Annotated in this window: 11 protein-coding genes; 7 read left to right on the top strand and 4 right to left on the bottom strand. The window is 48.7% G+C overall.

The window, feature by feature from the left end:
- The first annotated feature begins 8 nt into the window (after positions 1–8).
- Complete coding sequence (locus MHB82_RS23225; protein WP_341175968.1) at positions 9–1,256, top strand: winged helix-turn-helix domain-containing protein; 1,248 nt, start codon at positions 9–11, stop codon at positions 1,254–1,256.
- 159 nt (positions 1,257–1,415) lie between these two features.
- Here the strand turns inward: MHB82_RS23225 and fabV are convergent, their stop codons facing one another.
- Positions 1,416–2,606: an enoyl-ACP reductase FabV gene (gene fabV, locus MHB82_RS23220; protein ID WP_095359732.1), complete on the bottom strand. Its 1,191-nt coding sequence runs from the start codon at positions 2,604–2,606 to the stop codon at positions 1,416–1,418.
- A 200-nt stretch (positions 2,607–2,806) separates the two neighbouring features.
- Between fabV and MHB82_RS23215 the strand changes: the two genes are divergently transcribed.
- The 3 genes from MHB82_RS23215 (at position 2,807) to MHB82_RS23205 (ending at position 5,665) form a co-directional block, all read left to right on the top strand.
- On the top strand, positions 2,807–4,087 hold the full coding sequence (locus MHB82_RS23215; RefSeq protein WP_341176686.1) for an XRE family transcriptional regulator: 1,281 nt from the start codon (positions 2,807–2,809) through the stop codon (positions 4,085–4,087).
- A 276-nt stretch (positions 4,088–4,363) separates the two neighbouring features.
- Positions 4,364–4,780: a hypothetical protein gene (locus tag MHB82_RS23210; RefSeq protein WP_095359729.1), complete on the top strand. Its 417-nt coding sequence runs from the start codon at positions 4,364–4,366 to the stop codon at positions 4,778–4,780.
- Between the two features lie 90 nt (positions 4,781–4,870).
- On the top strand, positions 4,871–5,665 hold the full coding sequence (locus MHB82_RS23205) for a hypothetical protein (protein WP_341175967.1): 795 nt from the start codon (positions 4,871–4,873) through the stop codon (positions 5,663–5,665).
- Positions 5,666–5,727: 62 nt separating this feature from the next.
- Here MHB82_RS23205 and MHB82_RS23200 read toward each other — a convergent pair whose 3' ends face one another.
- From MHB82_RS23200 to MHB82_RS23190, 3 genes are all read right to left on the bottom strand, one after another.
- Positions 5,728–6,369 (bottom strand): SMI1/KNR4 family protein, encoded by a 642-nt coding sequence (locus MHB82_RS23200; protein WP_341175966.1) that lies wholly within the window; start codon positions 6,367–6,369, stop codon positions 5,728–5,730.
- Positions 6,370–6,420: 51 nt separating this feature from the next.
- Positions 6,421–7,236: a class I SAM-dependent methyltransferase gene (locus tag MHB82_RS23195; RefSeq protein WP_341175965.1), complete on the bottom strand. Its 816-nt coding sequence runs from the start codon at positions 7,234–7,236 to the stop codon at positions 6,421–6,423.
- Positions 7,237–7,308: 72 nt separating this feature from the next.
- On the bottom strand, positions 7,309–8,253 hold the full coding sequence (locus MHB82_RS23190) for a helix-turn-helix transcriptional regulator (protein ID WP_341175964.1): 945 nt from the start codon (positions 8,251–8,253) through the stop codon (positions 7,309–7,311).
- Positions 8,254–8,343: 90 nt separating this feature from the next.
- Here MHB82_RS23190 and MHB82_RS23185 point away from each other — a divergent pair, with 90 nt between their 5' ends.
- From MHB82_RS23185 to MHB82_RS23175, 3 genes are all read left to right on the top strand, one after another.
- Positions 8,344–9,777 (top strand): glycoside hydrolase family 1 protein, encoded by a 1,434-nt coding sequence (locus MHB82_RS23185; RefSeq protein ID WP_341175963.1) that lies wholly within the window; start codon positions 8,344–8,346, stop codon positions 9,775–9,777.
- 189 nt (positions 9,778–9,966) lie between these two features.
- Positions 9,967–11,109, top strand: a complete 1,143-nt coding sequence (locus tag MHB82_RS23180; protein WP_341175962.1) for a GerAB/ArcD/ProY family transporter — start codon at positions 9,967–9,969, stop codon at positions 11,107–11,109.
- On the top strand, positions 11,106–12,605 hold the full coding sequence (locus MHB82_RS23175; RefSeq protein WP_341175961.1) for a spore germination protein: 1,500 nt from the start codon (positions 11,106–11,108) through the stop codon (positions 12,603–12,605). The genes MHB82_RS23180 and MHB82_RS23175 overlap by 4 nt, the downstream gene beginning before the upstream one ends.
- Positions 12,606–12,609 lie beyond the last annotated feature (4 nt).

Below are 12,609 nucleotides of genomic sequence, written 5' to 3'. Positions count from 1 at the left end.
GATCCATCATGACTACAACCCTGCGCACGACAAAGGCAGCTGTTCGGCGCTTTTTGCTGCATACACAATTGCTGCTGGAACGTTGGCCAGCAGAATCGGGATCGTCCGGGCCGGATCAGGTTATGCGTCTGATTCGTACGTTAGGCTGCGTGCAGATCGATCCGGTCGCAGCAGTGACCGGCAATCAGCATTTAGTACTGGGTGCACGTGATCCGGGGTACGATCCTGCATATTTACATACATTGCTTCGTGAGCACAAGGTATTCGAGTATTTTGCCAATGCCGCATGTGTCATCCCGATGGAGGACTACGCGTACTTCGAACCTGTGCGTGCAAGATTAAGGGAACGGCTTAATCCATCCCTGCAGGGTCTGGAGATAACCGTACAGCATGTCCTGCAGCGTCTTGCAGAGGAAGGACCGCTACCCTCCAAAGCATTTCGTGCGGTTGAACGAGTCAGTGGTTATTGGGATCGTCCGGATGCACCGAAGACCAAGGATACAAGTCTTGCACTGAACCTGCTGCTGGATACTGCCGCCATCCGGGTCGTTGCAAGGCAGGGCAATGAACGATACTTCCAGATCACTGAACCGGATCTGGTTCAACAGAGGCCTGGCCTTAGTGCCGAACAGGAGGCGCATATACAACAGCAAGCACTTTTGGATAAATACATCCATGCTTATCGGGTAGTGGATACCCGTGATGCCAGACTCGGATGGCTTAAATGGTCCGCAGCTGAGCGGCGTGCGCAAATCGCTGCACGTGTGGCCGATGGACGAATGATCCCGCTGGAGATTGAGGGGGTCGTGACACCCTACTACATCCGGACAGAGGATGAAGAACTGCTGCTGAGAATGCAGCAGGACGAGACACATTATGAGGCATCAGGTCCGGTCCGTTTCTTACCCCCATTGGATAACCTGCTCTGGAGAAGGGAACGGATTGTGGATTTGTTTGATTTTCATTATAAGTGGGAGATCTATACGCCAGAAGCGAAACGGACGTATGGCTATTACGCCATGCCCATTCTTCACGGGGATCGGCTGATCGGACGGATGGATCCCAGACTGGATCGTAAAACGGGAACACTCACGGTCCGTTTGTTATCCATGGAGGAGAGCGCTCCCCCCGTGGAAGAATGGATGTCCGATTTTCGGGATGGACTTGCCTTCTTCGCAACCATGCATGGAGCGCAGTCCATCAAGGTAGAAAAGACGGTACCTGCAGCTCTAAAAAAAGGATTGAAGTCTCTCTGATCCTCTGATGCATGAAGGGAATATGAGGCTTTTGTAAAAAGATAAATCATTCACTCTATAATTCTGAACATAACAAAAGGAGAGCCCCTAGGCTCTCCTTTACGTTTATATCATTTCGTTTGATGTACGTACCCGCTTTGCGTTATCTCAGAATAGCGATTAGCGTAGATGCGGTACTTCCACATTGGGATCCACGTCAGCTTCGTAGTCCACGCCATCGGTTTCAAAACCAAACAGCTGGAAGAACTCGCGACGGTACCCTTCGAGATCTGACAGATCGTAGATGTTGTCTGTAGTCAGCTCATTCCAGAGCTTCGCGACTTCATCCTGCACATCCTCTCTCATCTCCCAATCGTCAATTCGAATGCGTCCTTGTTCGTCTGTTGGAACGTCCCCTCCAGCATACAGGCGATCAGCGAACAGACGCTGCAATTGCTCGATACAGCCTTCGTGCAGTCCTTTTTCCTTCATGACTTTGTATAAGGCAGAGATGTACAGCGGTACAACAGGAATCGCGGAACTGGACTGGGTGACAAGTGCTTTCGCTACAGTCACATATGCACGTCCACCTGTCGCACTCATGCGATCATTCAGCTTGTGTGCCGTCGCCTCCAGATGATCCTTGGCCTGACCAATGGAGCCTTCACGATAGATGGCTTGTGTCAGTTCAGGACCGATATAGGAGAACGCAATCGTCGTTGCGTCGTCAGCGAGCACGCCGCCTTGCTGCAGTGCATCCATCCATAGTTCCCAGTCTTCGCCGCCCATTACCGTTACCGTTTGGCGAATCTCTTCTTCGGTTGCAGGCTCCAGGGTAACGGAAGTGATTTCGCCCGTATGGAAATTGACCGTTTTGTTCGTGTACGATTGTCCGATTGGTTTCAGCACGGAGTTGGAAACTTCCCCGGTGTTTGGATCAGTGCGCCGTGCGGACGCCACGCTGTAGACCACAAGATCAACTTGGCCGAATTCGCTGCGGATCAGCTCAACCGCTTTTTCTCTCGTTTCGTTTGCAAATGCATCTCCAGTAATGCTGTACGATTTCAGACCTGCTTCTTCCGCGGCCTTCTCAAATGCAGCAGAATTGTACCAGCCTGCCGAAGCGGTGCGCTTGTCCGTCGAGCTGCTTGGGCGGTAAATACCGATGGTATTCGCTCCTGCACCAAACGCAGAGACAATACGTGATGCGAGTCCGTATCCGGTAGAAGCACCGATAACGAGCACATTACGTGGCCCCTTCAGCGCCGGCTGGGATTTCACGTATTCAATCTGTTCTTGCACCTGTGCGGCACAACCTACAGGATGGGAAGTCGTACAAATAAAACCACGTGTTCTTGGTTTAATAATCATTCATTGGCATCCTTTCATTATCAACTCATGTGTCAATAGTTAGTCCATATTCTCCATTGCATACCACCTTATTGTAAAACAATTGTCACCGAAACGGAAACCGTTTCATTTGAATTCGTCAAAAGGGTGGCATTGATTCCCTGATTTTGCGATGATAGTTCATAGCATTTACAGCAATGAATCGAAAGGAACACACGCCCATGCTGAAGGAACGGATTGAATTTCTAAGCAAAAGAAAGCAAATTACCCGCAAGGACCTTGTTGAAGGTCTGGTGACACAAGCTCATTTTGCGAATATACTGGCGGATCGTTATCCGCTTCCCGAGGACTTGGCTGAAGCCATTGCTTCACGCCTGGCAGTCAAGCCATCTTACCTGCTGCACGCAGCGGATCAGAGTGAGGAGACGCTGGAACGGGCAGAGGCTATTTTTGCACAGCTGTCCATGCCGGCTTCAGCCATACCGGAAGACACTGTGCATGCGCTGGAAGACCGGGATGATGCGCTGACGGTTGAACTGACGACCGCTCTTATGAAAGCAGTGTATTACCAGCAGCTGAACGACGCAGCCGCTCATGAATACATACATACTTCCTATTTGAATTATTATTTGGAGAAATACGGTCGTCCGGATGATGTGGATCTGCCCCGTCCGCTGGCGAAAGCCCTCTTGTATTACAAAGTGCAATATTATCGTTCCAAGCTTGCATACGTCGACGTGTTGACTCACGCAACAAGGCTCAGTGAGCTGGCTCTCCCTGGAAGTGAATTTTGGCTGTCGGTACAAAATATTAAAATGGAAGCCTATATTCAGGTCAAACAATATGAAGAGGCTAAACAGGTCTTTGAACTAACGATGCGGCATGTGTATGATCAGCGTCTATTCCACCGCTTGTCAGGTTTATATGTTGCATATAGCGGTTATTGCTTTGCCATGGGGCTTGTACAGGAAGCCCTCTCGGCTCTTACGATGGCAGAAGCCAACCTGGTGTATGCCGGGAATCAGGGAGATCTCGTTACTGCAATTGCAAACAATCGGATTGTCATGCTGACCATGACGGGTGAGTTAGACAAGGCTCAGACGGAGATTGAGCGATTTGAGACGCTGCTAATCCAGGAACCGGAGGAAACACAGCAGGCGATGAAGCCGCTCACCTGTGTGTATCGCTGTGAGGTGGCACTTGGCCGCAAACATTGGGGCATGCTTGCGCAAAGTGTGGATCAACTGCTGAAATGTGCAATAACAGAGGATCAACAGATGAGTGGAACGTTTTATCAGAGTCATCTGGCCCTGGCACATGGGAATCGTGAAGCGTTTATGGAACGGGCGCTCGCATGCCTCCCCTATTTCGAATCGACACAGCATGCAATGAGACTGGAACCGTTATATGAGGGGCTCGCCGTGGTATCCGAGGATCAGCGCAGGTATAAAGAGGCAGCGATGTATTATAAGAAGCTGGTTTATCTGCTGCGCAAAAAATAAGGGACTGAATCGGCTTGAAATTCATGCTTGGATCACATTTTTTGTTCAGCGGTGGTCCATTTTCTACAAAACAAAAGATTCTGGAGCCAATTAAAGGGCCGATACTCGGCTCTTTTTTTGCTAATTAAATGATATAACATAAAAATCAGCCATAATATCGCGATTGAATTTACGGATTTGGCGTTTATTTTGTATGCAGTCAGAAGTATATTCAAGGCGAGGCTCTCCTGTTTATAATTAATATATAACAAAAAACAAACAAATGAGGTGTTTCGGATGGGATGGTTTAGCAAAAAGAACAAACAGGAAGACGCCATTGCAAAAGCAGATCGAATGATGAACAAAGGACTGACCGGCCTGATGATGAAAGGCTTCGTACCCAAGCAGCACCGGGAAGCAATCAATCAGAGTCTGGATTCGGCGAAACAGGCACAACTGGCGGCGACGGGTTCACTTCCCTTAACAGCCACGGCTACGGTCGTCAAAATAACCGATACAGGCAAGCTGATCAACTTTGATCCCATTGTGGTGCTCGTATTGGATGTAACTGAGACGAGTGGCAGACAGTATCAGCGAACGTTGGAAACGCTAGTATCTAAGATGCAGATTCCCCGGGTAGGAGACCGGGTTGGATTAGGTCAAAATCCTGCGAATCCGTCAGAACTGATTTATATGGGATTGTTGACAGGTTAAGTGTTCACCCCAAGGATTAAGCAGTACGGATAGAGACAGTTTGTATTTATTCTTATAACAACGATAGATAGAGATGAAGGAGTGGGGGATATGACAGGTATATTGAGAATGATTGGTGTGTTGACCGTATTCGGGGTGGGATTTTCGCCATTTCTGGCACAGCAGCTCTGGAATGATCCCTTTATTATCATGCAGGCCTGGTGGTATAAACCGGCGATCTTTGCAGGCTTTGGATTAATCTTCATTCCGACCATTCTAAGTAACATCTTCGGCGTGGGTCGGGTAAAGTCAGGACTGCCTGCTGTGGGCGTCATTCGAAGTGTTCAGCAGACAGGCACGTATATTAATGAACAGCCAGAAGTACGGCTCAGCCTGACTGTATCGCGCAAAGGCCGGGAGAAATATGACACTGAATTAAAGACGGTCGTCCCCCTTACAGCGCTGGCACAGTTTCAGCCAGGAGGTTTTGTTCCGCTGGTCGTTTCCGAGAAGGATGAACGTAAGGTGGGGATTGATCTGAAAGGACAGCTATCGCAAGCGGACCTGCAGGAACTGCTTAACGAGAAGATGATCCAGGAGGGCGTTTCTCCAGATATGATAGATATTGCTCGTACGGGGGAGAAAGCCATGGCCAAAATTCTCGACGTCACCCCGCTGGGGAATTCGGGAACAGGCAAGATCAAGCTTCAGCTCACGCTCAGTGTGAACCCACCGAATGGGGAGACGTTTCAAGTGACAACGCAAAAGGATATTTTGCCCTCCGCCCTCTCTCAGGTTCAGCAGGGTCACATCATTAACGTCATCTATTCCAAGCAGGATCCATCCAAGCTGGTACTTGCATTGAATGTGCAGGAGGAGCAGTTAAGCCATTTGTTCTCATCGTGATCCATATGCCTAAGACGGTTCTCTCCACAGAGGAGGAACCGTCTTTTTTGAATAGCTCAATGTTATGAATCGTGGCTGGACGCGAGTGGGCTGAGCATATCCCGGAATGATGGGAATAGAGGTACAGCCCAGCCTTCAAGCTGTTCGCGACTAGGCAATTCATCATGCACCAGCAGTTCATGATCGAACCAAACGACAGCATAATCATGGTCACCATCGGGTTTGCGAATGTCCCAGCATACCGGTCCGGCGTCATCTTCGTATGTAGCGAGTGGAATGTACCCTTCGGCGATTAGTGGTTTCCAGGCTACCCATAAATCCTGTAAGCGACGTAATGGACGATCGGAGGGTAAATCCGGCAGACCTAGGACAAAATCATCGAAACGCAGATAGACATTCATGACATATCTTGTGCTCAGATATGCACGATATAGCGGCGGGACGGGAACGGGCAATCCACAGGACTGTTCCAGATCGCGAATCTCATCCTCCGTCACCATAGAAGCCAGCATTCTCCAGCGAACCCAGCCTTCGTCATCTACTGTACCATCCTGCATATCCATAGGAACACCATAATCCTCATCCTCTGTTTTGGCAGGAAGGGACATCAGGATGTCTTGATGAGGGGTATTGAAATAGTTATCCAGGCATTGTTCAATATAAGCCCGTTCTTGCAGCAAGATGTTCGACTCTTTCAAATCCATTCACTGCCTTTCTTCCCGGTTTGAATCTGTATAATTGGAATGATGAAATGATCAGATGATACCCAGTCGCATGCGATAAGAAAACATGACCTTTCTCGTTTGCCCGTCAAATATCCGGTTTGCGAGCGCTCTGAATTCTTCCGCGGCCGTTAATAGTTCGTCCGCTCCAAGCTTCAGCGCTGTCTGCAAGCCGCCCTGGCTGAGGGCCAAATTGACATAACGATCTGCATCAAACGTCTCATGGTGATGGAACACGATCTCACGGACATAGCGGAACAGGCCCGATTGGCTTATTTGCTGCAGATGTCCGTCCTTGCTCCATTTATGAGCCTGGTTTTCCTGTGCTTCCAGACTGGAGGCTTGATGATCGGCTTCGTATATCAACTGCTGATATGCCTGCTCCAGCTGCCAATCGAGGATAGGCGGCCAGTCACAATCATAGGCGGCAAATATGCCTCCTGGTCGCAGCACACGTGCGAATTCACGCAGTGTGGACTCAGGCTCCATCCAGTGGAACGATTGGGAGCACGTTACAATATCCACACTGCCGTCTGGCAGCCCCAGTTCATGAGATAAGCCTGGTACAAATCGCAGATGATCCGGTTTGCCCGCAGCCTCCCATTTAGCCTCCGCCACTGCTCGCATGTCATCGCTAGGTTCTACGCCAATAATGCGTTCAGCTTCATTCAGCCAGATCCATGAGGATAATCCGGTGCCGCAGCCCACATCTGCAACCAATCTTGGTTTGGTACCGAGATAGGTGTTCAGAATTTCCACGACTTCTGCGGGTGCAGCCGGGCGATTCTGGTCATATAACGTACCGAAGCCTTTGAAACGTTCCACATTGTTGCGTCTGATGTCTTGCATGGTTAAACCTCCTCTACAAAATGGGCGCTTGCAATGAATTGATGAATTCAAGTTCTTGGCGATTCTATTATATCATTCATCGGGCTTGAAGCCGTCAGGATTGAATGCTTGCACGTGTTTGACAGCCTGTTGATATCGGCGGAGCAGTTCATGTCTGACATGTGGAGGTTCGAGAACGGTCAGTTCAGCACCAAATGACATCAGAAACGAATATAGCCGCTCTCCTTCATGAATTTCCAACGTCACCCGAAGGCTACCATCCGGCTGTTTATTGATCCGGGAGGGTTCGAAGAAATCAAGCGCCCGATAAGCAATGGAACTTGAAAATAAGAGATCCAGGGATAAGGGAGCGTTAACAGGTGTCTTTTCCACATCGGCTGTAGAAGAGGCTGATCCATGTTCTTGGAGCCTTGGCAGCAAACGGAGCTCGGAGATCCGTTTCATCTTGAATGTCTTTTTCTCGGTAGAATACGGCAGGCTTTCGTCCTGTCCTTCGATATACCATGTACTATTTTTGAAAATGAGTTTGACGGGTGCAATGGTCTCCACACTTGCTTCTCCGTCAGAGTCAATATAGTTGAATGTCATCCCTTGTTTGGTCAGTATGGCCTGCTTCACTAAGTTGAACATTTCTCTTTCCTGTACAGGGATATTGCCCCACGGGGAGAAATCGAATTCAATCCAATCCAGTTTGTGATCAAACAAGGCAGTCAGCCGTTTGAGCATATGAACACTGTTCAGGTGTGGAATGGCACTGATACTGTACAGGCCAAGCAATATTTCGTTCTGATCTTCTTCAGACAGCAGGGACTTGTCCATCACATAATTGTCCATCAGATGGATGCCACCGTGCTTGCCAGTGGTGGTGTAGACGGGAATTCCCGCTGCGCTCAGCCGGTCGATGTCACGGTAAACCGTTCGTACCGAGATTTCAAACAAGCGGGCGAGTTCGGGCGCGGTGGCTTTCTTCTTCTCGAGTAATAGGAGCAGCATTCGGAATAATCGGTTATTTTCCATGTCATGATTATACCATGACAATAGGTGTCAGGGTATGGATGCTACACTGGTATTACAGTGTTAAGCAGCTCATTCATAGGAGGACTTGTCATGAAAATGAAAGATGGATTTTACTGGGGCGGCGCAACAGCTGCCAATCAATTCGAAGGTGGATGGAACCAGGGCGGCAAAGGCCCAAGCACATCCGATATGATGACAGGCGGAACCCATACAACTCCGCGGCGGATTACGCCAGTACTTGAAGAGGGCACGTATTACCCGAGCCATGAGGCTGTAGACTTTTACGGACATTACAAAGAAGATATTGCCATGATGGCAGAGATGGGCTTCAAAATGTTCCGCATGTCCATTAACTGGTCCCGGATCTATCCGAACGGTTACGATCTGGAGCCCAACGAAGAGGGATTGCAGTTCTATGATCAAGTTTTTGCCGAATTGAAGAAATATAACATTGAACCGTTGGTAACCATCTCTCACTATGAGACACCATTTGGTTTGACGCAAAAATACAACGGATGGGCTTCGCGTGAAGTGATTGATTGTTACCTCCGTTATTGTACAACCCTCTTCAACCGCTATAAGGATCAGGTGAAATATTGGCTGACATTCAACGAGATCAACTGTCTGACCATGCCGATGGGCGCATATATGGCAGCGGGTATTCTGTTTGAAGGAAAAGAAACATTGACAGACGGCATCGACGATCCGCAAACCCGCTTCCAGGCTCTGCATCATCAGTTCGTGGCGAGTGCGAAGGCCGTCAAGCTGGGACATGAGATTAACCCCGATTTCCAAATCGGCTGCATGGTTGCGTTTATGACAACCTATCCGAACACGTGTAATCCGGACGACATTTTGCTTGCGCAGAAGAAGGATCAGATTTCCAATATGATCTGTGGGGACGTGCAAGTCAGGGGGGCATACCCTGGTTTCGCCAAACGTTTCTTCGCAGAGCAGGATATTCAGATCGAAATGCAGCCAGAAGATGAGCAAACCCTGCGTGAAGGCTGCGTGGACTTCTACTCCTTCAGCTATTATATGTCCTTGGTGGAAAGTGCGGACGAGTCCTTGGAGAGAGCCGAAGGCAACCTGCTGGGCGGGATCAAAAATCCGTATCTGGAAGCTTCCGACTGGGGCTGGCAGATCGATCCGAAAGGATTGCGTTACACGCTGAATCATCTCTATGATCGCTATCAGGTGCCATTGATGGTCGTTGAGAACGGTCTGGGTGCAGTCGATGTGGTAGAAGAAGATGGCACCATTCAGGATGACTATCGCATTGATTATTTGAGAGGTCATATTGAGCAAATGAAAGAAGCAGTCGCGGATGGAGTGGAGCTCATTGCCTACACGATGTGGGGATGTATTGACCTGGTCAGCGCATCGACCGGAGAGATGAAGAAGCGTTATGGCTTCATTCATGTCAACAAGGATAATGATGGAAATGGCGACCTTAGCAGAACGCCGAAGAAGAGCTTCCACTGGTACAAAAAAGTCATTGAATCCAATGGCGAAGAACTATAATGGATTGATGATAAAAAGAGATGTCGTACCCGCTTGTTCCCTCTATGGGAGTAGGCGGGTATTTGCTTTTGAATAAAATCTCGAATATTTTACATACTTAACTCAGAGACCGAGCATATGTGAAGGTAAAACGCTAGATGTGATTTTTTCAGCAGATTCATATGATCGTTCAGAAAAGGGGAGAGCTCTGTGAACACTTCCGGGAATCGCTACAGCATGTCACCCATTCATCTGTATTTTGTGCTCTATGTAAGTTTGGTTGGGGTGGGTTTGATGAATTTTCAATATAAAATGCTGCGCAGCGCGGAGAAAGATGGATGGATCAGCATTTTGGCCGCCGCTGTCATGATCTCCATCATCCTTAAAATGATGTTTGTCCTGTTGTCACGCCAATCCCCCGGTCACTCCTCTCTCGTTCACATCAATCGAAGGTATTGGGGCCGGATCGCGGGTTCAGTCCTAAATTGGATCTTTATTTTATATTTTCTGCTGGGTGCTTTTGTAGCCTATCGCTCCTATATTCATATAATCCAGCTGTGGATTCTTCCCACAGAAAATAACTGGCTGCTGGGCATCGTGGTTCTGCTGCTTGTCTATTACTGTGTGTCGGGCGGCATCCAGTCCGTCACCGGGATGTGCCTCTGGGGCACCCTCTTCGTCCTAGTATTTGTCTTCCCGCAGACATTCCTGGTCTCTTCCTATCTTCATCCACGAAACCTTCTTCCTGTGCTGGATCATGATGTCACATCCCTATGGTTGTCCACGCGGGATATGCTTCATGAATTTATCGGCTGCGGCGTTCTGCTGGTTGTTTATCCATGCATCAAGACGCCAGGACGATCGCTCAAATGGGCTTATCTTGCCTTGGCTACTGCAACTATAGTGTATCTGGTTTTCTTTATCTATTCCTTTATGTACTTCAATCATGGACAGATGAAGGAACATTTGTGGCCTACCTTGAGCCTGATCAGCATTATTGAAATGCCTTTGATCCAGCGGATGGAGTATCTGGTGTTATCTTTTTGGCTGCTAAAAGTTCTGTCCATCATCACGTTGGGACTTTGGGCAGCATGTCATTGTTTGAAACTGGAGAGATCAATCAAACCTAGTCTTGGACTGAAACTCGCCATCGTCCTTTTTGCTATTCTTTTGTTTGTTGTTAAAGACACTGTGGATATTGATATGGTCACCGAGATATACACCAGAACGGGCGAAATATTGATTTTGTTATATGTCCCGCTTTTGTTTATCATCTCCCTGATCCGCAAGAATCTGGGGGGCTCTACTGGACATCAGGATATGCCGGACCAGCCCAAAGGAGAGGAAGCATGAATTCACCTGCCAGTGACAACCAACAGATGTCCAGTACATCTCATGACCCGCTCGATCCATGCCGTCGCTCGGATGATTTTATCATAAGTACGATGACCGTCTCCGGACTGGCCCTTGAAATCTGCTACTATAAAACGCTTGTGGACAGCCATCTCCTTGAAGTAGCCATCCACTCCTTGCAGGAACGCATGCCTACAAGCGACGAAGTGAATTTGCATGATGTGCTCTCGCATATCCCCATAGAGGAAACGAGCCTTACCGATCAAGACGAGGAAATGGTCAAATCCCTTCTTCAAGGCAGCCTGCTAATTCGGCAGTGCGGACAGACTCATGAAGCAATCCTGGTTCCCATGCCAGGCAAGGAAGGGATACGAAGTGATAACGACACGGAAAATGAATTTAGCGTGATCGGACCCAAGGTCGGATTCGTCGAGGCATTGCCGGTTAACCTGCATCTGATCCGTACACAGCTGCGGACACCTAATCTGATCATCAAGGAAATGACACTAGGCTCCTTGTCCCAATCCCAAGTGGCCATCCTGTATATGGATGGTATTGCTCATCCCGAGAACGTCAGCCGGATGGAGGACAGACTGAAGGGAATCGACTTTGATGCTGTCTTGGATACGTCACAGTTGGATCAACTGATCGCAGATAATTCATTTACTCCGTTCCCCTTGTTTACAACGACGGAACGGAGGGACAGAGTCATCTATGCCCTGATCACCGGGCAGGTTGCGGTCATCAGCGAAGGCTCGCCAAGTTTTATTACAGGGCCATCCACGTTGTTTGATTTTTTTGTCTCGCCGGAAGATTATTATCTGCCGTGGGCGCTCGGATCTTTTTTTCGCCTGATTCGCATTTTTGGAGTCATTTTCTCGCTGTTTGCCTCAGCCCTCTATGTGGCATTAATGACCTTTCACTATGAAGTCATACCCAAGGAGTTGCTTGGAAAATTGATCTCATCCAGACAAAATGTACCGTTTCCCCCTTTTGTAGAAGCTATATTTCTGGAGACGACGATTGAATTCTTGCGTGAAGCAGGAGCCAGATTGCCGAACCGGATCGGACAAACACTGGGTATTGTTGGCGGGATCATTCTTGGGCAGGCTGCCGTAGAGGCCGCACTTACGAGCAACGTACTGATCATCATCGTATCCTTGTCTGCACTGGCTTCATTTGTGACACCGATCTATAAAATGTCCAATGCCATTCGTTTTCTGCGATTTCCGATCATTATACTGGCTGCCATCTGGGGCGCATTCGGGATCGCGATCGGACTCTGCTTCCTCCTTGTCCATCTGTCGCGATTAAAGTCGCTGGGGTCGCCTTATATGGCTCCTTTTTATCCGATGCGGTTCAGGGATCTGAAAGACAGCCTGATTCGTGCTTCCTATCAACAGACGGATAAGAGGCCGAGCTATCTAAGGCCGCTCTCTTTCATCCGCTACAAGCCGGGAAGGGTTCAGCATACGAATCAATTGGATGAGGAGTGAGAGG

Origin of the sequence: Paenibacillus sp. FSL K6-2862, assembly GCF_038005125.1 — a bacterium.
GTDB lineage: Bacteria > Bacillota > Bacilli > Paenibacillales > Paenibacillaceae > Paenibacillus > Paenibacillus illinoisensis_A.
The sequence above is the reverse complement of the archived record's forward strand: the minus strand, read 5'-3'. Positions and strand labels throughout refer to the sequence as shown.

What these genes read in the sequence shown, in the direction of transcription:
- MHB82_RS23225 (WP_341175968.1), top strand. Translation starts at nt 9, where the DNA reads ATGACTACAACCCTGCGCACGACAAAGGCAGCTGTTCGGCGCTTTTTG.
- fabV (WP_095359732.1), bottom strand. Translation starts at nt 2,606, where the DNA reads ATGATTATTAAACCAAGAACACGTGGTTTTATTTGTACGACTTCCCAT.
- MHB82_RS23215 (WP_341176686.1), top strand. Translation starts at nt 2,807, where the DNA reads ATGCTGAAGGAACGGATTGAATTTCTAAGCAAAAGAAAGCAAATTACC.
- MHB82_RS23210 (WP_095359729.1), top strand. Translation starts at nt 4,364, where the DNA reads ATGGGATGGTTTAGCAAAAAGAACAAACAGGAAGACGCCATTGCAAAA.
- MHB82_RS23205 (WP_341175967.1), top strand. Translation starts at nt 4,871, where the DNA reads ATGACAGGTATATTGAGAATGATTGGTGTGTTGACCGTATTCGGGGTG.
- MHB82_RS23200 (WP_341175966.1), bottom strand. Translation starts at nt 6,369, where the DNA reads ATGGATTTGAAAGAGTCGAACATCTTGCTGCAAGAACGGGCTTATATT.
- MHB82_RS23195 (WP_341175965.1), bottom strand. Translation starts at nt 7,236, where the DNA reads ATGCAAGACATCAGACGCAACAATGTGGAACGTTTCAAAGGCTTCGGT.
- MHB82_RS23190 (WP_341175964.1), bottom strand. Translation starts at nt 8,253, where the DNA reads ATGGAAAATAACCGATTATTCCGAATGCTGCTCCTATTACTCGAGAAG.
- MHB82_RS23185 (WP_341175963.1), top strand. Translation starts at nt 8,344, where the DNA reads ATGAAAATGAAAGATGGATTTTACTGGGGCGGCGCAACAGCTGCCAAT.
- MHB82_RS23175 (WP_341175961.1), top strand. Translation starts at nt 11,106, where the DNA reads ATGAATTCACCTGCCAGTGACAACCAACAGATGTCCAGTACATCTCAT.